Source organism: Streptomyces katrae, from assembly GCF_000717655.1.
GTDB lineage: Bacteria > Actinomycetota > Actinomycetes > Streptomycetales > Streptomycetaceae > Streptomyces > Streptomyces katrae_B.
The window spans coordinates 159,908-181,398 of the sequence record NZ_JNZY01000006.1 but is presented as its reverse complement, the minus strand read 5'-3'; the positions used below and the strand labels follow the sequence as shown (position 1 = coordinate 181,398).

Here is a 21,491-nt window from a genome sequence, read left to right as displayed (position 1 = left end):
AACGGGGATACGGCCCTTTGGTGCCGCTGGTGCCGCTGGTGCGGCTAAGGTGCTCAGCCGCGGATGAGGTTGCGGAGCACGTACTGCATGATGCCGCCGTTGCGGTAGTAGTCCGCCTCACCCGGGGTGTCGATGCGGACGACCGCGTCGAACTCCACACCGGTGTCGGTGGTGACCTTGACCGTGCGCGGGGTGGTGCCGTTGTTCAGCTCCTCCACACCGGTGAAGGAGAAGGTCTCCTCGCCGGTGAGGCCCAGCGCGGCCGCCGAGGCGCCCTCCGGGAACTGCAGGGGCAGCACGCCCATGCCGATCAGGTTCGAGCGGTGGATGCGCTCGTAGGACTCGGCGATGACGGCCTTGACGCCGAGCAGCGCGGTGCCCTTGGCCGCCCAGTCACGGGACGAGCCCGAGCCGTACTCCTTGCCCGCCAGGATGACCAGCGGGATGCCGGCGGCCTGGTAGTTCTGCGAGGCGTCGTAGATGAAGGAGACCGGCGCGCCCTCGACCGTGAAGTCGCGGGTGAAGCCGCCCTCGGTGCCCGGCGCGATCTGGTTGCGCAGGCGGATGTTGGCGAAGGTACCGCGGATCATGACCTCGTGGTTGCCGCGGCGGGAACCGTACGAGTTGAAGTCGCGGCGCTCGACGCCGTGCTCCGTGAGGTACTTGCCGGCCGGGGTGTCGGCCTTGATCGCACCGGCCGGGGAGATGTGGTCGGTGGTGACCGAGTCGCCCAGCTTCGCCAGCACGCGCGCGCCGGCGATGTCGGAGACCGGAGTGGTCTCCATCGTCATGCCCTCGAAGTAGGGGGGCTTGCGGACGTAGGTGGACTGCGGGTCCCACTCGAAGGTGTTGCCGGTCGGAATCGACAGCGCCTGCCACTGGGCGTCGCCCGCGAAGACGTCCTGGTAGGACTTGCTGAACATGTCCTCGCCGATGGCGTTCGCCACGACGTCGTTGACCTCGGCCTCGGACGGCCAGATGTCCTGGAGGAAGACCGGCTTGCCCTCGGTGTCGATGCCGATGGCGTCCTTGGTGATGTCCACCTTCATGGAGCCCGCGATGGCGTACGCGACGACCAGCGGCGGGGAGGCCAGGTAGTTCATCTTGACGTCGGGGTTGATCCGGCCCTCGAAGTTGCGGTTGCCGGAGAGCACCGAGGTGACCGCGAGGTCGTGCTCGTTGATCGCCTTCGAGATCTCCTCGTCCAGCGGACCGGAGTTGCCGATGCAGGTGGTGCAGCCGTACCCGACGAGGTTGAAGCCCATCTTGTCGAGGTACGGGGTCAGGCCGGCCTTGTCGAAGTAGTCGGTGACGACCTTCGAGCCCGGGGCCAGGGTGGTCTTGACCCACGGCTTGCGGGTCAGGCCCTTCTCGACCGCCTTCTTGGCCACGAGCGCCGCGGCGACCATGACGTAGGGGTTCGAGGTGTTGGTGCAGGAGGTGATCGCGGCGACGGTGACGGCGCCGTGGTCGATCTCGAAGGAGGTGCCGTCGGCCAGGGTGACCGGGGTCGGCTTCGACGGGGCACCGTTCGGGTGGTTCGCCGGGGCGTCGGAGGCCGGGAAGGACTCCTTGCCCGCCTCGTCCACGTCGTCCACGTAGTTGCGGACGTCCTGGGCGAACTGCTCGGCGGCGTTGGCCAGGACGATGCGGTCCTGCGGGCGCTTCGGGCCGGCGATGGAGGGGACGACCGTGGAGAGGTCGAGCTCCAGCTTCTCGGAGAAGTCCGGCTCGGCGGCCGGGTCCAGCCACAGGCCCTGCTCCTTGGCGTACGCCTCGACGAGCGCGACCTGCTGGGCGTCGCGGCCGGTCAGGCGCAGGTACTTCAGGGTCTCGTCGTCGATCGGGAAGATCGCGGCGGTGGAGCCGAACTCCGGCGACATGTTGCCGATGGTGGCGCGGTTCGCGAGGGAGGTGGCGGCGACGCCCTCACCGTAGAACTCGACGAACTTGCCGACGACACCGTGCTTGCGCAGCATCTCGGTGATGGTCAGCACGAGGTCGGTGGCGGTGGTGCCGGTCGGCAGCTCGCCGGTCAGCTTGAAGCCGACGACGCGCGGGATCAGCATGGAGACCGGCTGGCCGAGCATCGCGGCCTCGGCCTCGATGCCGCCGACGCCCCAGCCCAGCACGCCCAGGCCGTTGACCATGGTGGTGTGCGAGTCGGTGCCGACGAGGGTGTCGGGGTACGCCTGGCCGTTACGGACCATGACGGTGCGGGCCAGGTGCTCGATGTTGACCTGGTGGACGATGCCGGTGCCCGGGGGGACGACCTTGAAGTCGTCGAAGGCCGTCTGGCCCCAGCGCAGGAACTGGTAGCGCTCCTTGTTGCGGCCGTACTCCAGCTCGACGTTCTGCGCGAAGGCGTCCTTCGTGCCGAACTTGTCGGCGATGACCGAGTGGTCGATGACCATCTCGGCGGGCGAGAGCGGGTTGATCTTCGCCGGGTCGCCGCCGAGGGCCTTCACGGCCTCACGCATGGTGGCGAGGTCGACGACGCAGGGGACGCCGGTGAAGTCCTGCATGATCACGCGGGCCGGCGTGAACTGGATCTCCTCGCTGGGCTGGGCCTGCGAGTCCCAGTTGCCGAGCGACCGGATGTGGTCGGCGGTGATGTTCGCGCCGTCCTCGGTGCGGAGCAGGTTCTCCAGCAGCACCTTCAGGCTGTAGGGAAGGCGGGCAGAGCCCTCAACCTTGTCCAGCCGGAAGATCTCGTACGACTCGTCGCCCACCTGCAGCGTGCTGCGGGCGTCGAAGCTGTTCGCCGACACGACAGTCTCCTTCATGCATGAAATTCGCGCGTTTTACCGCAATCCTGCCGCCACGCCCTGTGGCCAATCCGCTAAGGTAAGGCTAAGTTAGGTAATCCTTACCAGCAGGGGCGGCTGCGGTACGCCTTCGGCAGATATCTCGATGTCGAGATAACTCTAGTGCATTGCCGCGCCCTGGTCATGCACGGCATGGGCCAGATCACAGCGAAGGCCCGCCCGGAGCGGCACGGGAGGACGTGCGCGCGGTCAGCGCGGCCGGGACGGTCAGCTGGCCGGGCGGTACGCCGTCCGGGGACTCCAGCAGCGCGACCAGCGCGGCGACGGCCCTCTCGCCGATCACCTCCGGCCGCAGCGTCACCGTGCTCACTGCCGGGTCTCCGGCCGCGTACGAGGGATCCTCGCTCGCGCAGACCAGACGCAGCTCGTCCGGTATCCGCAGCCCGTGCCGGGCGGCGGCGGCCAGCACCTGGCGGCCGCCGGGGTCGTACACGCAGTACACGGCGTCGGGACGGAGGCGGCCGGGCGCGGCGAACGCGGCGTCGAAGGCGTGCCCCGCTGCGTCCTCGGGGTCGAAGGGGACCACCACTGCGGCCGCCCCGCGCTCGGCGCACCAGCGGGTGTAGGCGGTGGTGACGGCCTCGGTGTAGTACTCCCGGCCGTAGGCGGAGTGCAGCGCTGTCCGCCGGGCCCCGGACGCGGCGAGGTGGTCCAGGACCTCCCGGGTGGTGGCCTCGTGATCGTTGTCCACCCACACGTCCGCGGGCCGCGGGTCCGGGGGACGGCCGTCGAAGACCACCGGCAGGCCGCGGGCGCGCAGCGCGCGGAGCACCGGGTCGCCGGCCGGGCTGTCGAGCAGGAGCATCCCGTCGACGGCGAGGGTGTGCCAGAGCGGCTCGGCGCCCCGCTCGGCGGGCAGCACGGTGAGGGCGTAGCCGCGGGCGTGGGCGGCGGCGGTGGCGGCGGTCAGCAGCCGCGAGAAGTAGGCGATCTCGACGAAGTTCCAGGCGGAGCCCGCGTACGTGGTGACGGCGAGGCCGAGCGTACGGGTGCGGGGGCCGCGGCCGGCGCTGTAGCCGAGGGCGGCCGCCACCTCGCGGACCCGGCGGCGGGTGGACTCGCCGACGCGGCCGGTGCCGCCCAGCGCGTGCGAGACGGTCGCGGTGGAGACCTCCGCGGCGCGCGCGATGTCGGCGATGGTCGGTCCGGGCCCGGGCACGGGGTCATCGTACGGACGGCGGTGCGGATTTCGTCGGCGGCGGTGGGTTCTGGTTAAGGGGTTAATCAAACAGTGTCCGGGCCACACCAACGTTTGGAGTGGCCATGACCTCTACTTCTGCTTCGCCTTCTCCCCTCTCGCGGCGGGGCCTTCTCGGGGCCGTCGGCGCGGCGGGCGCGGCCGGTCTGCTGGGTGCGGGGCCGGCGGCGGCCGCCCCCTCCGGCTCCGGGTCGCGCGGTTCGGCCGCCCTGGTGATCCACCACGCGCGGGTGTTCACCGGTACCGCCGGCGGCGGGGCACCGGTGGAGGCCGTCGCGGTCGGCCGGGACGGGAAGATCCTGGCCACCGGAAGCGGTTCGGCGGTGCGCCGGCACATCGGGCGGGACACCGAGGTCGTCGACGCGCACGGGAACACCGTGATGAGCGGCGTCCACGACGGGCACGTGCACCCGCTGGGCGCCGGCGACCGCTCCCTGCGGCCCTCGCTGGAGGGGGCGGAGACCACCCTGCCCGAGCTCCGGGAGCTGCTGGCCGGCTTCCTCGCCGACACGGGGGGCGCTGGTGCGGAGCCCGACGCCTGGCTGGTGGTGGAGGACTGGAATCCGGTCGGGCTGCTGCCGACCGGGAGCGTGCCGCACCACTCGGTGCTGGACGCGCTGGCGACCCGCAGACCCGTCGCGCTGGTCGGCGGCGACGGGCACAACCTCTGGGTGAACCGGCGGGCCCTGGAGATCGCCGGGATCACGGCCGCCACCCCGGACCCGGTCGGCGGCCGGATCGTGAAGGGCCCGGACGGGCAGCCCACGGGCGTCCTGAAGGACGACGCCCAGGAGCTGGTGAAGCGGCATATCCCGGAGCCCTCGCGGGCCGCACTGGTGGCGGCCTGCGCGAAGGTGCTGGAGCTGGCTGCCGCGTCCGGGGTCACCACGATGATGGACGCCCTGGTGGGGCGGCACGAGCTGGAGCTCTACCAGGCCCTGTCGGCTGCGGGGAAGCTGCCGCAGCGGATCGTGCCGGCGATCCGGCTGGAGGCGGAGCAGACCAAGGACCCGGCGGCCTCGCTCGCGTACGCGCGCGGGCTGCGAGAGGAGTTCGAGGGGGTACGGGGCCTGCGGTTCGGGATGGTCAAGGTGTTCCTGGACGGGGTCATCGAGTACCCGGCGCAGACCGCCGCGCTGTTGGAGCCGTACCTGGACGGACACGGGAAGCCGACCGGCAACCGGGGCGAGCTGTACACCTCGGCGGCGGACTACGGCCGGCTCACGGCCGCGTTCAACAAGGCCGGCTGGCAGCTGCACGCCCATGGCCTCGGAGACCGGGCGGTACGGACGGCTTTGGACGGATACGCGTACGCCCGCCGGGTGACAGGACAGCGGGATGCGCGCAATGCCGTGGCGCATCTGCAGATCGTGGACCCGGCAGACCTGCGGCGCTTCGCGCAGCTGGGCGTCGCCGCGTGCATGCAGCTCCAGTGGGCCGCCGAGGACACCTGGACGATGGAGGCGCTGCTCCCGTACATCGGGCCCGAGCGCCACCGGTGGATGTACCCGGCACGCAGCCTGGAGCGGGCGGGGGCCCGGCTGACCGGCGGCTCGGACTGGCCCGTGGACGCGCTGCAGGTGTGGAACCAGCTGCGGACCGCGATCGACCGGCAGGGCGCGTACGGCACGGGCGAGCTGCACCGGGAGTCGGAGGGGCTGAGCCGGACCTCGGTGCTGCGGATGCACACGTCGGGGACGGCATGGCAGCTGAGGCAGGAGGGGATGACGGGGACGGTGGAGCCGGGCAAGGCGGCGGACCTGGTGGTGCTGGACCGGGATGTGACCCGCTGTCCGGTGGCCGACATCAGCGGGACGGGCGTACGGATGACCCTGGTCGGCGGCCGGGTGGTGCACGACGCGGACTCGGCGACGGGCCGCGCCGCGGCGGCCCGGGCAGCCCGGGCGGCATCCGGTCCGCGCCCGGCCTCGTACGCGGCGGTGCACGGCGGCCGGCACCACGCCTGCGGACACTGATGCACACCATGGGCAGAATGTCCGCAATGGGAGTGATGCGTTGAGGGAGGCGGGCGAAGAGGCGGGTGAAAGCGACATCAGGGCATCTGACGGTCGGTAACACCCGTCTGCCACACCCGAAGCAGGAGGCATCTCATATCTGAGATACGGTGCATCCATGGCAGACGACTACCTCGTACGCATCGGCAAGCTCATCCGTGACGCCCGGCAGCACCGGGGCTGGACGCAGAGTCAGCTCGCGGACGCACTCGGCACCAGCCAGAGCGCCGTGAACCGGATCGAGCGCGGCAACCAGAACATCAGCCTTGAGATGATCGCCCGAATCGGTGAAGCTCTCGACAGCGAGATCGTCTCCCTGGGCTACGCCGGCCCGATGCATCTGCGGGTCGTCGGCGGCCGCCGGCTGTCCGGCGCCATCGACGTCAAGACGAGCAAGAACGCGTGCGTGGCGCTGCTGTGCGCCTCGCTGCTCAACAAGGGCCGTACGGTCCTGCGGCGGGTCGCCCGCATCGAGGAGGTCTACCGGCTCCTCGAGGTCCTGAACTCCATCGGTGTCCGCACCCGCTGGATCAACGAGGGCGTGGACCTCGAGATCGTCCCGCCGGCCCGCCTCGACATGGACGCCATGGACGCGGACGCGGCCCGCCGCACCCGGAGCATCATCATGTTCCTGGGTCCGCTGCTGCACCGGATGGACCAGTTCCGCCTGCCGTACGCCGGTGGCTGCGACCTCGGCACCCGCACCATCGAGCCGCACATGATCGCCCTGCGCCGCTTCGGCCTGGACATCACCGCGACCGAGGGCATCTACCACGCGAAGGTCGAGGCCGGGGTCTCCCCGGGCCGCCCGATCGTGCTGACCGAGCGCGGGGACACGGTCACCGAGAACGCACTGCTGGCCGCCGCCCGGCACGAAGGCGTCACGGTCATCCGCAACGCCTCGTCCAACTACATGGTCCAGGACCTGTGCTTCTTCCTGGAGGCGCTGGGCGTGCGCGTGGAGGGCATCGGCACGACGACCCTGACCGTCCACGGCATCCCGAACATCGACGTGGACGTGGACTACTCGCCCTCCGAGGACCCGGTCGAGGCGATGAGCCTGGTCGCGGCCGCGGTGGTCACGGAGTCGGAGCTGACGATCCGCCGGGTCCCGATCGAGTTCATGGAGATCGAGCTCGCGGTGCTGGAGGAGATGGGCCTCGACCACGACCGCTCGGCGGAGTACACGGCGGACAACAACCGCACCCGCCTGGTCGACCTGACGGTCCGCCCCTCGAAGCTCGAGGCGCCGATCGACAAGATCCACCCGATGCCGTTCCCCGGGCTGAACATCGACAACGTCCCGTTCTTCGCGGCCATCGCGGCCGCCGCCCAGGGCCAGACCCTGATCCACGACTGGGTGTACGACAACCGGGCCATCTACCTGACGGACCTGAACCGCCTCGGCGGCCGCCTCCAACTCCTGGACCCCCACCGCGTCCTGGTCGAGGGCCCGACGCGCTGGCGCGCGGCGGAGATGATGTGCCCGCCGGCCCTGCGCCCGGCGGTGGTCGTCCTCCTGGCCATGATGGCGGCGGAGGGCACCTCCGTCCTGCGCAACGTCTACGTCATCAACCGCGGCTACGAGGAACTGGCGGAACGCCTCAACTCGGTGGGCGCCCAGATCGAAATCTTCCGCGACATTTAAGTACGCCGCAGGTCAGGACGGATTCCCGTCCTCCTGGGCCGTCTGTGGGCCGTCGCCGGTGTCTCCGCCCCCGCGGAAGACCCCGTCGACGGCCCTTCGCGCTCGCGCCTGGCTGTTGGGCATGAGGTGCGTGTAGGTCCGCAGAGTGAACCCGGGGTCGCCGTGACCCAGGTACTCCGACAGGGCCTTGATGTTCTCCCCCGCATCGAGCAGGACGGACGCGTAGAAGTGCCGTAAGGCGTGCATGCCGTGCTCGCGTGACTGAGTGAACCGCTTCCCCGGCTCGCGCGGCGGGATGACGCCGGCCGTGACTAGCGCGGGCTTCCACACCCGCATGTTGAAGAAGTTGCGATTCACCGTCTTCCGCTCTCGTGAGTAGAAGAGCAGCGACGCCGTGACCGGCGGCCCGTCCGGCGTCTTCCACGGCAGCGTGACGCTGATCGGCGGCCGCTGGGTGATGTGCTCGGCGAGAGCGAACGCCACGGAGTCGGGCAGCGGCACGTCGCGGAGCTTCCCGCCCTTCGGCGGGGCGAACACCAGCTTCGCCCTGACCATCTTCACCTGACGCACGACGTGCACGACGCCCCCGAGGAAGTCGACTTCATCGACGGCAAGCCCGAAGATCTCCCCTTGCCGCAGGCCGCATCCCGCGCCGACGTCGACCACCTTCCGGTACGGCACGGGCAGGGCCTCGCGTACCGCGAGGACGCGTTCACGCGGCCACGGCTTGAGCTTCCGTACGTCCCTGCGGGGCGGCCGGACCGATCCCGCACGGCAGGGATTCCGGTGGATGACGCCGTCGTCGACGGCGGCGCCGAACACCGCTGACACGTTGGCGAAGATCACCCGCTGGTACGACGATGCAAGTCCCGCGTCTTGCAGGACGCGCCCCCAGGCCCGGATGTGCGCCGGCAGGAAGGCGCTCATGGGCCGGTGGCCGATGTGCGGGAAGATGTGCAGCCGAAAGCGCTGGTCGATCGCGTCGATCGTCGACATGTCGGTCGTCTGGGAGGCCAACCACGTGGTGGCGTAGTCCTGGAACGTCACCTTGCCCGCATCAGGGTCGATGTACTGCCCGCGCGACATGTCGGCGGCGATCTGCGTCAGCCACGCCTCGGCGAGGCGCCTCTGCTTGTCGGGGAACGACCTGCTCTTCTCGGCACCGGTCGGGCTGACGTAGCGGGCTCGGTACCGCATCCCGCTTCCGTGCCGGTCGCTCTTGACTCGGTGGGTCTTGCCATCGGGGCCGGTCTCGGTCTTGAACCAGCGGTCTTGGATGTGTCCTGCCACGTGAGGGGCCTTTCGAGGGGGAACGGGAGAGGGCGGGCCCGGGTGGGCCCGCCCTCGGCGGTGGTGTGGTCGGTTCAGGCGGCGCGGCTGATGTCCTTGCGCTTCTGCTCGGCGATCCAGTCGTAGACGTCGGCGGGGTCGTAGCGGGTGTGCCTGCCGACGCGGAATCCGGGCGGGCCGGTCCGCTTCTTGCGCCACTGGTAGAGGGTTTCCACTGGTACTTCGAGAAGTTCGGAGACGTCATCGGGCGTGAGGTAGCGGTCGGGGAGTCCGCCGCGCAGGATGGCGCGGGGGTCGCTTGGGACAGGCATTGCTCCTCCAGCGGATTGGGCTGGGCAAGGGCTGTTGAGCCCTGCCGGGGAAGCGGCGGGGCTGCGGGTGTGTCCGAGGTTGGGATTTCTGCGTCACTGCGGCGCCTGTGTCATTTACCTGTCTGACCTGCAGTTTTCGGTGACATAGGGGTCGGTCCTGTGTCACCCGTCCGCGTCACCCGTGTCACCGGGTGACGCGGGCTGGTGACGTGGGTGACGCGTGATGACGCAGCCGTTGGCCGTCTGCGTCACCGCTGTAGCCACAGGTCACGGGCCGTTCGGTGCCCGGTGGTGACACGGGTGACGCAGCGTCTCTTTTCTTAGGAAAAGAGGGGGTGGTGTCTGTTGTGGTGCGGTGCGTCTTAGAACGTGAAAGAGCGGGCCGCTGCGCGGCACGTCCCTTGCAGCGGCGGCAAGCCGCCGGAACTACAAGAGGAGCACGCCCCCCGGCGCCGGGTGCTCCTCTTGCTTGAGCCGGGACCCGTCGCAGTGGCGCGGGTTAGAACATCGGATCCGGCTGGTCCGCCGGCGGGGCGGCGGGGCGGGTCATCTCGATGTAGCGGGCGGTCCTGGTGCGGCCCCAGTCGACGAAGACGCCGCGGGCGGCGAGGGTCGGCTGGAGCCGCTTGAGGCGGTCGGAGAAGACCTTGCCGGTGGTGGGCCACCCCTTGGGCAGAGCTCGGAAGTCCTCTCCGGTGTAGAGCTGGGTGAGGGCGTGCAGCCACTCGGTCGAGGTCATCCTGACCTCCACCCCGGGCTCGAGGCCGACAGCGTGCTTGAGGACGGTCTGTGCGAGGAGGTCACCTTCGATCACGTCGTCGTTGAGTTCGTCGAGGCTGGCCCGGTAGGCGTTCAGCGCTCCGAGCCCCTTGGCTGCGTCGAGCTGGGCGCAGAGGTGGGCGAAGTCCGCCATCCGCAGGTCGGTGGGGATGTCGGCCTCGGTGGCTCGCACCTTCACCGTGAGGTCCAGCAGCGAGCCGAGAATGACGTGCAGCACCTGCTCGTACTCCGCCCACAACTCCGCCTCCGTCCGGCGCACCCGGGGCCGCACCAGGCGCAGGGGCAGGAGGCGTTCTGCGAGGTCGGGGCGGATGACGCCCACGTCGATGCCGGTCAGCAGGAGGGGGCGGCGGTAGCGGGAGCGGACGACGTCGCCGTCGGTGAACAGGGCACGCTTGATGCTCTCGGCGCCGGTGACGATGCAGCACATCAGGTCGGACAGATCCGGGGGCAGGTGGGAGAGGTTGTCCAGGGCGGTGACCCATCCGGCGGCAACGGCCGTGATCAGGTTCTCTTCATCCTTCGGTGCCCGTCGCAGGTCGCCGCTCATGCCCTCGATGATCCGCATCAGCATGCGAGCTGCGGTGGACTTGCCGGCGCCCTGGGGGCCGGTGAGGAACGGTGCAGGGACGGGCACGGACGGCTCCAGGCAGCCGATCAGCCACGCGACAGCGAGGCACTCGCTGTCCGCGCCTGCGAAGTTGCACAGCTGCAGCAGGAGGTCGATGCCTTTGCCGTCGGTGTCCTTCTCGGGGAGGGGGAGTTCGCCGGTGAGCTGAGTGCGCCGCCAGCACACCTCCCGCGGATCGGGGGTGAGGATCTCCCAGCCGGTGGGGTGGATGCGTACGGACTTGCCATCGTTGCGGCCGAGGTCCAGCCAGGTCGCGCCGTCGAATCCCGGGGCCACGCGGATGTGAGTGGCCTGTACGTCCTGGCTGAGCGCGAGTGCTTCGATCAAGTCCAACGCCTCCTTGAGCGCGGTGCCGTTGAACACGCCGAGCCCGTCGTGGAACAGGCCGACCATGAGTTCCTGCCGGTGGCTGCCGGTCGTGCCCTGGGAGCGGATCGGACGGGCCACGGGGTGGCCGTTCTTCTGCGCGTACACGGTGCCTTCGGTGGTGCGGAAGTACCGGAAGTGGGCTTGGGCGTAGTCGGTGATGATCTCGCGGGCCGGAGTCTTCTCTTCCTCGGGCATGGCTACATCCCCAGCTTCGTGCGGGCGTTGGCCCAGGCGTCTTCGCAGTTCCGCAGGGACTCGCCCTTAGCCTGTGCAGCGGTGAACAGCCGCTCCATGTGTGCCTCGGTGAGGCAGCTGCACCATCCGTGGGCGGACAGCACCGCCAGGAACGTCCGGTACACGGTCTTGTGGATGGTGTCGGTCGCCCCGTTGATGCGCTGCTCCGCCATGGCGATGCCACGTTCCAGGTAGACGGGCGAGCGGTGGCGGCACTCCCCACCCCCGGCCAACACGGGCACAGTGACGGTGCACAGTGTCGGCGGGACCGCGGTGGGCTCTTTCACGGCCAGCTCGCGGACGACGTCCGGCAGGAGTTGCATCGTGCCGATCCCGGGGCCGCGCCAGAGGGCATAGGACATCAAGGACTTGATGTCCACGCCGGGCCGTACGCCGTTGGGGGAGGTCATGGTGCCGAAGTAGATCCAGTGCTCTCCGCGCGTCGTCACCACGGTCTTGGTGGTGGGCAGGTTCTGGCGGGCCCATTCGACCGCTTCAGCGTTGTCTAGGTCCACGACGGTGAGCCCGGCGCCACCGGGGTGGTAGGCGACGGCCTGAGCCTGCCGCCACGCTCCGGCCCATGCGGCGGAGGTGAGAACGGCGGTGTCAGTCGTGGCGGCGCCCCAGGCGTGGCAGGGCGCGGGGCACTGGCAGGGGCCGGCAGCCTTCATGTGTGGCCGGTCGCCGCACGCAGAGCGAGTGCAGGTGCGGCAGTTCCCGAATGGGCGCTTCCCTTCCCGGAGCGGCAGCACGGGCACGTTGGCTTCGGCGAGGGCCAGTGCCAGGGAGAGCAGCGCGGGAGGTGCTTGATGAGTCATGCTGGTGGTCTCCAGTTCTGTCGAAGGGCGTGGAGAGCCGGGGCGGTCGCGGTCTTTGGCGAGAGGCGACCGCCCCGGGCACAGCTAGTGGTGCCGGTTCCAGAGGGCGTACTCCTGGCGGACGTACCCGCGGGGTTCGCGGATGCTGTCCGGGTGGTCCGGGGTGTACGGCCCGTCCGCGTAGCCGTTGGGGCCGAGTCCTGCGGCGTGGTCGATTTCCATCAGGCGACGGGCCGCTTCGACGGCGAGGGTCGCGGCGTCGCCGCTCACAGGGTCGCCGTCGGTGAGCGCGATGCGGTCCAGGAGCGCGGCCTTGCGGAGCCAGAACTCACGGACCTGGATGCCGTGCAGACAGTCCCGGGTCCCGCGGGCGGTCCAGCCGATCTCGCTGATGATGCTCGGCGCGGTGGCGTAGGCAGCTTCGGGTGTCGGCCAGTGGCTGGGCTGCTGCTCGGCGGTGACGTACAGGCGGACGCGCTCCCCGTCGCGGGTGAGGTGCCGGCGCACCGCGCCGGTCGTGAACGTTTCAGCCAGGGCCTCGGTGATCTCGTCGGCTTCGGTCGGGGTGCAGACGACGCGGATCTCGAACATGGCGTCAGTTCTCCTCTTCGGCTTCCGTCTGGGCAGCCATGTCGTCCAGCTGGAGCAGGAGTTCGCCCAGCTGAAGGCGGGTGACGCGCCGGACATAGGGGCGGTCGAGGAGGTCCCAGTCCATCTCCACGCTCACGACCTCGTGTTGGTCGATGTCCATGTGTGCTCCTTGGGTCAGTGGTGGAAGTGGTTGCGCTTGATCACGGCCCGGCGGATGTTGACGACCGTTCCGCCCGTGCCGCGGTTGGTGCCGAGGACTTGGGTGGCGATGAAGCCGCCGAAGATGACGGCGGCCAGGACGATGAGCTGATGGATGAACGCGGCCAGGGCTGCGATGAAGGTGGTCAGGAGCATCAGGCCGCCGCAGGCGGCGGCGAAGCCGAGACCGCCGAGGGCGATGTTCACGGCGAGCGGGTTGATGGCCGGCCGCTCCGGAATGGGCTCGGGGGCCTTGGTGGGGGCGATGGCGTAGCCGGTGATGAGTCGGCCGTCGGGGAGCTGGATGGTCTGGACGTCCGGCAGGTGCGGCTGCTGGACGGGAACCAGCGGTGCGGTCGGCAGCGGGACGGGGAGGTGAGCCTCGGTGGTCTCCCAGCGGGCGGGTTCGTGGTTCACGGTGATGCCTCCTACTCGGCGATGTCGGTGAGGGCTGCGGCGGCGGACTGCACGAGGTTGGTGATGGGCTCGTACGCGCCGGTCCCGGCGGCGAAGAACCCGAAGAGGAACAGGACGATGGCGGCCCCGGCGCCAGCGGCCTTGGTCTTGAGGACGAAGAACGAGGCGATGCCAAAGAGCAGGACGGCGGAGATCGTGAAGCCCATGGAGTACTCCAGTCGGTGAGGTTGGGCGTGGGTGTCAGCGGGTGCCGTCGCGGTGGAGGCGCATGGCGACGTTGTAGAGGTGGCGGCCGACGCGTATGCGTTTGCGGTCGCCTCGGCAGCGGCGGCAGGTCTTGCCGGGCTTGAGCCGTCCGCGGCGGTCGGTCTTGAGTGCGTAGCCGAAGCCGCGGCACTTGCGGCAGTTGCCGAACGGCGACACCGCACACAGTCCGGCGTAACTGAGCGTGAGAATGAGGGCGAGCAGGCTAGCGGTGAGGGCGAGGGTCACAAGAGGCCTCCCAGGGCTGTTTCCGGGCGTGCCGGGGGGAGGCCACTAGAGAACTAGTGGCCTGATCAGGGATTGTTTTGATCGCTAGGCGCAGTGCTAGACCTAGCGGGGTGCTCCGCTAGGTCTAGCTGCGGGTCGGGGCTAGCCCGCGTCCCGCTTTCCGTCACGCTCCGCTACAGCGGTGGCGACCTTGGTGCGTTCGATGCCGCGGCGGTTGGCGCCCTTGCCTTCGTCGGTCTTGCCCCAGACCTGGCCGGTGGGGATGCCGTGCGGCTTGAGGGTGTAGGCGAGCTGTTCGGGCTCCCAGCCGCCGTAGACCTCCGGGCGGAGCTCGGCCAGGCGGGCCACCACCGTTTCGGACCAGACCTTGGGCTCCTCGGCCGGGACGACGGCGAGGATGTCGGCGAGCAGGTCGTACGCGGTGGCCGTCTCGGCCTCGGGAGTCTCGCCGAGGGCGTGGCCGGAGAGGGTTCCCGCGTCCTCGCGGAGCCGACGGGCCCGGTTGGCGATGGTCTCGGCGGCGGGTGCGTCCACGTAGACGGAGCGGACGATGCGGGCATCGTTGCCCTCTCCGACGAAGTAGTGGATGCCCTTGTCACCCCAGGCGAACATGGTCGCCCGGATGCCCCGCTTGTAGGAGCCGGTGCCCAGGACCATGTCGTTCTCGATCTGGCCCATGACCTTCATGCAGAACCGGGTGGAGGCGTTGGCGCTGATGCCGGTCGGCAGGGACTTGGAGTCCGGCCGCTGGGTGGCCAGCAGCAGCGTGACGCCGGTGGCCGGCCCGCGCTTGACCAGGTCGGTGCAGATCTCCTCGAACTCACCCCCGTACTTGGGGTGCTCGAACCAGACCTGGCACTCGTCCACGCCGATCACGATCGGGTGCAGGCCGAGCGACTTCTTGCTGGCCAGCTCCGAGGTGACCTTGGACTCGGGGCAGATGTCGCGGGGCAGGGAGCGGATCGTCTTGGCCCGGCGGCGCAGTTCCTCGCGCAGGGCCCGCATGTCCTTGATGGCGTATTCGATGTTCTCGTCGTCCTCACCGGCCTGGTGGCGGTGGGAGCACTTGTCCCCGACCGGGTCGAGGTCGCCGGTGCCCTTGAGGTCGTAGGTGTGCAGCTCCGCCCGCGGGTCGAGGGCTGCGATCAGCAGGAGCAGGCGGAGCAGGAACGTCTTGCCCATACGCGGGATCGCGCCGACGATCCCCGCGATGTACATCAGGGACATCTCCACCCAGCGTCCGCGCTGGTCGGTGCCGAATGCGGTGGGCTTGAACAGGTCCACGCTGCCAGCCTTGGCCAGCGGCCATACCGGCTGCTGTGCCTTGGACATGTCCTGGTCTCCGACCCACAGGACCAGCCTTCCGGTGTGCTCGTCAGGCACCGCCTCGGGCCACACACAGCCCAGCGGCCGGCGCAGGCCGGAGGCGAGGCGGTCTCGGCGGTCCATCACGTCCGAGACTGTCACGCCGTACGGGAGGTCACCCTCGGCACGCCATCCGGGGCCGTCGCGGGTGATCGGGGCGGTGAACACGAACCCGTCCCGGCCCTTGGCGATGGCCTGGTTGATCTGCGAGATGGACAGGGCTGCCAGGGCCCGCAGGACGATGTCCGAGGTGAGCTTCTGGACTTTGGCGAGCTCCACCGCCCGGTGGATCACCGGAGCGTCCGGCGCCTCCCCGGCGTAGCCGAGGGCCAGCACCACGGCACTGACGGAGACGGCCATGAGCCAGGCCGGGGCCAGCACGTACAGGGCAAGCGCGGCGCCAAACCCGATCACGGACGCGAGGAGCAGGACCAGGGTGCGCAAGCGGACACGGCCGTCTCGCTGCCGCGACAGCTTCAGGTAGGTGGCCGCATCCTCCTTCTGCACCATCGCCAGGCGGACCGGGTCGCCTTCCTTGTCGGCGACCCAGCGCATGGTCCCGCCGATGAACTTCGCAGCCCCGCGCGGCGACTGGAGAGCGAGGCGGGCGGCGTAGACGGGGGAACGGAAGGCGTGGAAGCCGACCATGTGGCCGTAGTGACCGGCCACCCAGGCGGCGGCGGTCTTCAGCTCAGCCGTGGACTTGAGCCAGGCGGGAACGATCGCCCGGCGGCGGGCGCCCATCAGGCGGCCGAGGTACCCAGGCCCCTTCACGTCCGGTCCGTCGACCAGAGGGCGGGGTGCCTCGTCCGGCCCGACAGAGCCGGTGTCGGCTGAGCGGGCGGAGCGGGCCTTGCCGAGGTCGACTACCTCGGCGCCCGGGTTGCTGCCGAAGTCGGTGATCTCGGCCTCGGGTTGGTTGGAGTCGTGCTCATTGTCGTGGTGCTTCACTGGAGCTTCCTTCCAGAGCGAGGGAAAGACGGGCCCGGCCGACTGCTGTGAGAGGTGAGCGGTCGGGCCCGTGTGATCGGTGCTTTCGTTCAGGCGGCGCGCCGTTCTTCGGGGTAGGCGCAGGTCACGCACATGCCGAGCGAGGTCGGGATGACGTATCCGGCGTCGGTGGAGCACCGGGGGCAGGTGCGGCGGGCCGTCATCGCCTTGGCGAGAGCGGCGGCCTTGCCCGCGGTCATCGGGCGGACCGGTTTGGCCCTCTCGAGGCAGTAGAGGTAGGCGACCAGCGGGCCGCGCCGGAACCGGGGCCGCAGTACCTGCGCGGCGACCGGCTGCCCGCCGGGCCGCAGCCCCTGAGCGCGAAGCTGCCGACGGGTGGCGAGACCCTCAGGGGCCAGGCGCCACGGGTAGGTGGGTATCCCAAAGCTGGTTCCGTCCGGGTCGAAGCACTTGCCGAACGTCAGAGACATCAGGCGCCCTCACAACCGGCTGCGTCGCGGGCGGTGAGCGGGGAGAGCGTCACACCGCGGCTCCTTCCAGAACCGGGCTCTGGCGCAGTTCGCTGTAGCGCGAGGAGACCCAGCCGATGGACCAGCCAGTCAGCTCGGACGCGGCCCGCACCGGCAGCTCCGCCGAGTAGGCGGCCCGCACGACCTGGCGGGCCTGCTCCTCAGACAGCTTCTCCGTGGCGGGGCCGGCAGCCAGCAGCGCGGCACGTTCACGCTCAGCCCGCTCTGCCCGCTCGATCTGTTCACGGCGTTCACGCTCCGCCCGCTCGCGCTCCTGCTGCTCGCGGCGCTCCGCCAGCTCGCGTTCACGGCGTTCACGGTCCCGCTGCTGCTGTTCACGCTCGCGCTGAAGACGTTCACGCTCGCTGCGTTCCCGGGCCTCGCGGGCTTCTTCGCGGTCGCGCTCCTCGTGTTCAGCGCGTTCACGGGCCAGGCGGGCCTCATGGTCGCGCTGTTCACGGGCCAGCTGGGCCTCGTGATCGCGCCGCTCACGTTCGCGGCGCTCGGCCCGCTCCTCGCGGTCCACGGCAGCCTGCCGTCGGGCTTCACGCTCGGCCCGCTCCTCCTCCTTCAGGGCAGCCACGGCGGCGGTGATGGCCCGCCGGTACGCCAGCCCGGTCTCAGCCGTGACGATCAGGAGGAGCGGGGCGACGGAGTGGACTGCGACGCCGACCAGGTCTCCTTGCAGGGCGGAGTCGGCCACGTTCAGGGCCAGGGTCATGGCGCCGGTCATCCAACGCAGTGCGATGGGCCAGCGTCCGCCCTGCCCGCCGAGGCGGGCCAGGACCGAGTCGAGGCGGACCACGATCACGACGGCGGCGTCCACGACCAGCGGCAGGATCGGGGCGGTCCAGCCCCATTCGGCGGGTGTGTGGTCCGTCATCAGCGGGGTGACCGTCAGGACGGAGTAGAGCATGGCTCCGGCGACGATCAGCCAGGTGCCGACCGACAGGGCCTTCTCTGCTGAACGGATCTGAACGTCGTTCATGCGGCCGTCTCCGATCCGCCGCCCGTGGTGCCGCGGCGGCCGGCGCGGCGGCCATTGACCGTCGCCTGCTCCGGCGTGAGGCTCCGCGCATCCATCCACGGAGCACCGCCCCGCTTGGCCCGGTACATCTGCTCATCCGCCACCCGCAGCAGCGCCGACACATCCGCGCTGTCCGTCGCCGGGTCGTAGGCGACCGCACCGATGGACGCGCCCACGATGAACATGTGGCCGCCCGCGTGAACAGGCTCCTCGAGCAAGCGGGCCAGCTCCGTCAGCGTCCACAGCAGGTCCTCGCGGCTGAACACCGGGGCAACCGCGGCGAACTCGTCCCCGCCAAGGCGAACGACCACGGCCGCGTTCTCATCAGCCCAGCGGCTCAGCCTCTGCCCGACCGTGCGGAGGACAACGTCCCCGGCGGCGTGGCCGTGGGTGTCGTTGATCGCCTTGAACCGGTCCAAGTCGATGACATAGACCGCGCTCCGCCCCTTGGCCAGCATCCGGGCGGCACGCTGTGCGAACGCGTCACGGGTGAGGAGACCGGTGAGCGGGTCGTGGCGGGCGACCTCCAACCGGCGCCGTAAGCGCAGGCTGTGCAGGGACCAGCCGGCCGCTAACGGCAGCGCAGCAGAGAGGGCAGTCACGGTGTGGCTCATGCCGCGACCCCCTTACGGCCCGGCCGAGCTGCCGGGCGACGGCCGGCGGGCCGCCGCATCAGAGGGGCGATGTTGAACAGCTCCGGCGCGTTGGCTTCGATCACCTGGGCGGCGACCCGGCTCACGTCGTCCGGCAGGCTGGGGTACTCGGCGAGGATGTCGCGGGCCGCATCCAGGCGGGCCTCACGCTCCTCCGCGCTCTCGCCCTCCACCCCGATCCATAGCTCAAGCGGGGTGCCGAGGGCCAGCTCGATGAACTCGTTGACGCTGACAGCCTCATGGCTACCGACGTAGGTACGCATGGTGCTCTCTCCTGAAGTCGAAGGGACGGCAGGGGCGGTCGCGGTCTTTGGCGAGAGGCGACCGCCCCGAAATGGGGCGAGGCTTCACCGGCGCACCGCTGCCACGGCGCTCCGGCCCCGAGCCTGGGAATCGGGTGCGTCATCGTCACTGCTCTGACGCCAGCAGGGCGGCACGTACCGGGTGGCACCCCCGAGGAGGGGCGTTCTCAGAGCCGGTACGCGAGACAAGGTGTTGCCGCCGGCGACAACCCGTCGCCGTGGGGACGGGGGCCACGCCCCGACTCGTCTCACTTGGCACGCTGTTCAGTTCTCAAGGAGCGAGTGCTTCCTTCGATCCCGTCTCACGGGGATCTCCGGGCGCGACGTTGTAGATCAAGCAGCCAGTCCCTTGCAGGACCGATGCAGTACCTCTATTACAGGTACTGCATCGACCTCCGTCAAGCACGCTGGCGGACCCTCTTGGCTTCGCGCCGGGACTTCCTTGGCGCTCCATCAGAATCGGTGCAGGTGGCGGGCGTTGTGCACCCCCGCGATGGACACCTGCTGGGATATCTGGCTACCTTCAAGAGATCCCAAGACGTCCCAGCGGAGGGTGGAGATGTCCAACGAACGCTTACGGTCAGCCCTTTTGGCGCAGGGCAAGACCTTGCAGGACCTCGCCGAAGCGATCGATGTCAATCCGAAGACGGTCGAGCGCTGGATCACCCAGGACAAAGTGCCGTACCGCCGGCACCAGTACGCCACGGCCGCGTTCCTCAAGGTCGACGTCACGACCCTGTGGGACGACTCCCGCGCAGTTGAGAGCGCGACGGACCTGAGCAAGGCCGAGATCCTCACGGTCTACCCGCATCGGCACATGGTCCCGAGCAGCCTGTGGCGCGACATCTATGAGCGCGCCGAGAAGCACGTCGATGTCCTCGTGTACTCAGGGCTGTGGCTCTCCGAGGACCCTCAGTTCCATGACCTACTGAAGCGGAAGGTGCAGGGGAACACCCAGGTACGCATCCTGCTGGGAGACCCTGGCTGTCGCGCAGTCGAGCAGCGCGGCATAGATGAGGGCCACCGCATCATGGACGGCAAGATTCGCAACGCCCTGATGAACTACCAGCCGCTCTTCGCCAGCCATCCGGACATCGGCTTCCGGCTGCACGACGCAACCCTGTACAACTCTCTGTTCCGCGCCGACGACGAGATGCTCGTGAACACCCACGTCTACGGCATCGGGGCGTACATGGCGCCGGTTCTCCACCTGCGGAGACTTCCTGGCGGCGGTCTCTTCGACACGTATGCGAATAGCATCGAACAGACCTGGGGAGGCGCGCGCCAGGTAGCCGACCACGACATCACGGGAGCATGAGCATGGGACGCATCGACTATCTCCACGATCCTCAGGCGCCGGCGGCCAACTCCGTCGTGCCCTCCGTCGTCGCTTTCGTGCAGAACGACGAGGGTCAGGTGCTCGTGATCCAGCGCTCCGACAACGGGCGATGGGCCCTTCCGGGCGGCGGCCACGACGTCGGCGAATCAATCAGTGACACCGTGGTGCGCGAGGTCTGGGAAGAGACTGGGATCAAGGCCGAGGTGGTCGACATGTCGGGGATCTACACGGACCCCGGACACGTCATGCTCTACGACGATGGCGAGGCCCGGCAGCAGTTCAGCATCTGCTTCCGGGCCCGGCCGATCGGCGGAGACGTCCGTACGAGCAACGAGACGACCCAGGTGCGCTGGGTGGATCCGTCCGAACTCGCAGAGTTGGACATCCACTCGACCATGCGTCTGCGCATCGAGCACGCGATGGATGCGTCTCGGAGCGCACCTTACATCGGCTGACACTTGGCGGCGGCCAGCCGCTCGTGCACGCGCGCACAGCTCAGCAGGATCTCGGGCTCCGCGCGGCGGATGAACATTCCGATAAGGCTGTCCGGGCCGTACCGCCCAGCGATCTCGTCCACCCTGTCCACGGGGTTGGTGGGGACGCCGTCCGGGGTGGTGTTCATGTCGCAGAAGCAGAGCGCATCGGCCAGCTCGGGGGCCTCGCGCGGGAACTCGTCCTCAAGTTCCTCGCGGAGCCCGCGGGCGTCCGCCTCCATCCACGCGCAGGAGTGGTGAGCGACCAGCCGCACCACCCGCTCGTCCGCGCCGGCCGTGTCCCGGAGATACCGCGCACCGTCGAGCGGGTGGAACCCCGTCTTGGCGAGGGCGGAGGCGTAACCGATGTCGTGCAATACCGCCGCGGCCTCCAGCAGCTCAGAGTCCGCACCCAGAATCGGCACCAACTTGCGAGCCCTCCCCGCGACCCCGAGGGAGTGCTGCCACCGGCGCGGGAGTTCTTCAGCCAGCAGCGACTCCGCGAGCGGGTATGCCCATTCCGTCAGCGTTGTGGTGCTCAAGTCTTCGAGTCCTCCTCCTGGTTCGGAACAGCCCGAACCGTTCGCCGCTTGCCCTGCCCACCCTCGCTCAGCACTCCCGCGGCCTCAAGCTGCGTCAGCGCTTTGCTGATGGTGGGGCGGGATGCCCCGAGTCGCGAAGACAGCTCGCCTGCACTCAGAAACGCTGCCCCGACTTCCAGCCGCTCAGACACGATGAGTGCCGCCACTCGCTCTGCCAACGGCCGCCGGTCCGTGCTCTGCCCTTCGCGGACCACGCGCCACCGGGCACCGGGCACCGGCTCGGCTACCCCTTCCTTCTGGAGCACCTGAAACGCCCTGAGCGCCACGCCCCGTGAGACGCCATAGGCGTCCATAACTTGCGGCAGTGACGGCAACTCGGCCATCTCCGGGGTAGACACGATCTGGGCCTTCAACGCGTCAGCGACCCTCAAGAAGGTCCCGCGAGGGCTGACCTGCTCCGACACTTGATCTCCCTGTCTGCTCCCGACGTCGCCCTTAAGACTCGCATGA

The 21,491-nt window shown here is 69.6% G+C and carries 22 protein-coding genes; 4 read left to right on the top strand and 18 right to left on the bottom strand.

Features of this window, described 5'->3' with window-relative positions; translation table 11 throughout:
• Positions 1–53 precede the first annotated feature (53 nt).
• Both acnA and IF09_RS0109830 read right to left on the bottom strand, forming a co-directional pair.
• Positions 54–2,771, bottom strand: a complete 2,718-nt coding sequence (acnA, locus tag IF09_RS0109835) for an aconitate hydratase AcnA (RefSeq protein ID WP_030294042.1) — start codon at positions 2,769–2,771, stop codon at positions 54–56.
• 199 nt (positions 2,772–2,970) lie between these two features.
• Positions 2,971–3,987 carry a LacI family DNA-binding transcriptional regulator gene (locus IF09_RS0109830; RefSeq protein ID WP_030294040.1) on the bottom strand — a complete coding sequence of 339 codons (1,017 nt, stop codon included), beginning with the start codon at positions 3,985–3,987 and terminating at the stop codon, positions 2,971–2,973.
• 104 nt (positions 3,988–4,091) lie between these two features.
• Between IF09_RS0109830 and IF09_RS0109825 the strand changes: the two genes are divergently transcribed.
• Positions 4,092–6,002 carry an amidohydrolase gene (locus IF09_RS0109825; RefSeq protein ID WP_037634482.1) on the top strand — a complete coding sequence of 637 codons (1,911 nt, stop codon included), beginning with the start codon at positions 4,092–4,094 and terminating at the stop codon, positions 6,000–6,002.
• 157 nt (positions 6,003–6,159) lie between these two features.
• Complete coding sequence (locus tag IF09_RS0109820) at positions 6,160–7,689, top strand: helix-turn-helix domain-containing protein (protein WP_030294036.1); 1,530 nt, start codon at positions 6,160–6,162, stop codon at positions 7,687–7,689.
• Between the two features lie 12 nt (positions 7,690–7,701).
• Here IF09_RS0109820 and IF09_RS0109815 read toward each other — a convergent pair whose 3' ends face one another.
• The 14 genes from IF09_RS0109815 to IF09_RS0109750 form a co-directional block, all read right to left on the bottom strand.
• On the bottom strand, positions 7,702–8,979 hold the full coding sequence (locus IF09_RS0109815; RefSeq protein ID WP_030294033.1) for a tyrosine-type recombinase/integrase: 1,278 nt from the start codon (positions 8,977–8,979) through the stop codon (positions 7,702–7,704).
• 74 nt (positions 8,980–9,053) lie between these two features.
• The gene (locus IF09_RS0109810) at positions 9,054–9,290 is read right to left on the bottom strand and encodes a helix-turn-helix transcriptional regulator (RefSeq protein WP_030294031.1); all 237 of its coding nucleotides are present in this window, start codon (positions 9,288–9,290) and stop codon (positions 9,054–9,056) included.
• 499 nt (positions 9,291–9,789) lie between these two features.
• Positions 9,790–11,265, bottom strand: a complete 1,476-nt coding sequence (locus IF09_RS0109805) for an ATP-binding protein (RefSeq protein ID WP_030294029.1) — start codon at positions 11,263–11,265, stop codon at positions 9,790–9,792.
• Between the two features lie 2 nt (positions 11,266–11,267).
• Complete coding sequence (locus IF09_RS0109800; protein WP_030294028.1) at positions 11,268–12,122, bottom strand: bifunctional DNA primase/polymerase; 855 nt, start codon at positions 12,120–12,122, stop codon at positions 11,268–11,270.
• A gap of 84 nt (positions 12,123–12,206) precedes the next feature.
• Positions 12,207–12,713, bottom strand: coding sequence for a hypothetical protein (locus IF09_RS0109795; RefSeq protein ID WP_030294026.1), 507 nt, complete (start codon positions 12,711–12,713; stop codon positions 12,207–12,209).
• A 4-nt stretch (positions 12,714–12,717) separates the two neighbouring features.
• A complete protein-coding gene (locus IF09_RS45530) occupies positions 12,718–12,873 on the bottom strand; it encodes a hypothetical protein (RefSeq protein ID WP_158709941.1) in 156 nt (51 codons plus the stop codon).
• A 14-nt stretch (positions 12,874–12,887) separates the two neighbouring features.
• Complete coding sequence (locus IF09_RS0109785) at positions 12,888–13,334, bottom strand: hypothetical protein (protein ID WP_078613161.1); 447 nt, start codon at positions 13,332–13,334, stop codon at positions 12,888–12,890.
• Between the two features lie 5 nt (positions 13,335–13,339).
• On the bottom strand, positions 13,340–13,534 hold the full coding sequence (locus tag IF09_RS0109780; RefSeq protein ID WP_030294022.1) for a hypothetical protein: 195 nt from the start codon (positions 13,532–13,534) through the stop codon (positions 13,340–13,342).
• A gap of 34 nt (positions 13,535–13,568) precedes the next feature.
• Positions 13,569–13,820, bottom strand: coding sequence for a hypothetical protein (locus IF09_RS0109775; RefSeq protein ID WP_030294021.1), 252 nt, complete (start codon positions 13,818–13,820; stop codon positions 13,569–13,571).
• A gap of 141 nt (positions 13,821–13,961) precedes the next feature.
• Positions 13,962–16,136, bottom strand: a complete 2,175-nt coding sequence (locus IF09_RS0109770; RefSeq protein WP_030294019.1) for a cell division protein FtsK — start codon at positions 16,134–16,136, stop codon at positions 13,962–13,964.
• Positions 16,137–16,225: 89 nt separating this feature from the next.
• Positions 16,226–16,606 (bottom strand): RRQRL motif-containing zinc-binding protein, encoded by a 381-nt coding sequence (locus IF09_RS0109765; RefSeq protein WP_030294017.1) that lies wholly within the window; start codon positions 16,604–16,606, stop codon positions 16,226–16,228.
• A gap of 49 nt (positions 16,607–16,655) precedes the next feature.
• On the bottom strand, positions 16,656–17,633 hold the full coding sequence (locus IF09_RS0109760) for a hypothetical protein (protein WP_030294015.1): 978 nt from the start codon (positions 17,631–17,633) through the stop codon (positions 16,656–16,658).
• A complete protein-coding gene (locus IF09_RS0109755; RefSeq protein WP_030294013.1) occupies positions 17,630–18,286 on the bottom strand; it encodes a GGDEF domain-containing protein in 657 nt (218 codons plus the stop codon). Before IF09_RS0109755 ends, IF09_RS0109760 begins: the two co-directional genes overlap by 4 nt.
• Complete coding sequence (locus tag IF09_RS0109750) at positions 18,283–18,588, bottom strand: hypothetical protein (protein WP_030294012.1); 306 nt, start codon at positions 18,586–18,588, stop codon at positions 18,283–18,285. The genes IF09_RS0109755 and IF09_RS0109750 overlap by 4 nt, the downstream gene beginning before the upstream one ends.
• Positions 18,589–19,186: 598 nt before the next feature.
• Between IF09_RS0109750 and IF09_RS0109745 the strand changes: the two genes are divergently transcribed.
• The gene (locus IF09_RS0109745) at positions 19,187–19,945 is read left to right on the top strand and encodes a helix-turn-helix domain-containing protein (protein WP_030294009.1); all 759 of its coding nucleotides are present in this window, start codon (positions 19,187–19,189) and stop codon (positions 19,943–19,945) included.
• Between the two features lie 2 nt (positions 19,946–19,947).
• Entirely contained in the window at positions 19,948–20,421 is a 474-nt protein-coding gene (locus IF09_RS0109740) for an NUDIX domain-containing protein (RefSeq protein ID WP_030294008.1), read from the top strand.
• Here the strand turns inward: IF09_RS0109740 and IF09_RS0109735 are convergent.
• Both IF09_RS0109735 and IF09_RS0109730 read right to left on the bottom strand, forming a co-directional pair.
• The gene (locus IF09_RS0109735) at positions 20,409–20,981 is read right to left on the bottom strand and encodes an HD domain-containing protein (RefSeq protein ID WP_030294007.1); all 573 of its coding nucleotides are present in this window, start codon (positions 20,979–20,981) and stop codon (positions 20,409–20,411) included. The genes IF09_RS0109740 and IF09_RS0109735 overlap by 13 nt on opposite strands.
• The gene (locus tag IF09_RS0109730; protein WP_030294005.1) at positions 20,978–21,445 is read right to left on the bottom strand and encodes a GntR family transcriptional regulator; all 468 of its coding nucleotides are present in this window, start codon (positions 21,443–21,445) and stop codon (positions 20,978–20,980) included. Before IF09_RS0109730 ends, IF09_RS0109735 begins: the two co-directional genes overlap by 4 nt.
• Between the last annotated feature and the right edge of the window lie 46 nt (positions 21,446–21,491).

Excerpts from the sequence above, each read along its gene's own strand:
- IF09_RS0109825 (WP_037634482.1), top strand. The coding sequence starts at position 4,092 with ATGACCTCTACTTCTGCTTCGCCTTCTCCCCTCTCGCGGCGGGGCCTT.
- IF09_RS0109820 (WP_030294036.1), top strand. The coding sequence starts at position 6,160 with ATGGCAGACGACTACCTCGTACGCATCGGCAAGCTCATCCGTGACGCC.
- IF09_RS0109810 (WP_030294031.1), bottom strand. The coding sequence starts at position 9,290 with ATGCCTGTCCCAAGCGACCCCCGCGCCATCCTGCGCGGCGGACTCCCC.
- IF09_RS0109805 (WP_030294029.1), bottom strand. The coding sequence starts at position 11,265 with ATGCCCGAGGAAGAGAAGACTCCGGCCCGCGAGATCATCACCGACTAC.
- IF09_RS0109800 (WP_030294028.1), bottom strand. The coding sequence starts at position 12,122 with ATGACTCATCAAGCACCTCCCGCGCTGCTCTCCCTGGCACTGGCCCTC.
- IF09_RS0109795 (WP_030294026.1), bottom strand. The coding sequence starts at position 12,713 with ATGTTCGAGATCCGCGTCGTCTGCACCCCGACCGAAGCCGACGAGATC.
- IF09_RS45530 (WP_158709941.1), bottom strand. The coding sequence starts at position 12,873 with ATGGACATCGACCAACACGAGGTCGTGAGCGTGGAGATGGACTGGGAC.
- IF09_RS0109780 (WP_030294022.1), bottom strand. The coding sequence starts at position 13,534 with ATGGGCTTCACGATCTCCGCCGTCCTGCTCTTTGGCATCGCCTCGTTC.
- IF09_RS0109765 (WP_030294017.1), bottom strand. The coding sequence starts at position 16,606 with ATGTCTCTGACGTTCGGCAAGTGCTTCGACCCGGACGGAACCAGCTTT.
- IF09_RS0109760 (WP_030294015.1), bottom strand. The coding sequence starts at position 17,633 with ATGAACGACGTTCAGATCCGTTCAGCAGAGAAGGCCCTGTCGGTCGGC.
- IF09_RS0109755 (WP_030294013.1), bottom strand. The coding sequence starts at position 18,286 with ATGAGCCACACCGTGACTGCCCTCTCTGCTGCGCTGCCGTTAGCGGCC.
- IF09_RS0109750 (WP_030294012.1), bottom strand. The coding sequence starts at position 18,588 with ATGCGTACCTACGTCGGTAGCCATGAGGCTGTCAGCGTCAACGAGTTC.
- IF09_RS0109745 (WP_030294009.1), top strand. The coding sequence starts at position 19,187 with ATGTCCAACGAACGCTTACGGTCAGCCCTTTTGGCGCAGGGCAAGACC.
- IF09_RS0109740 (WP_030294008.1), top strand. The coding sequence starts at position 19,948 with ATGGGACGCATCGACTATCTCCACGATCCTCAGGCGCCGGCGGCCAAC.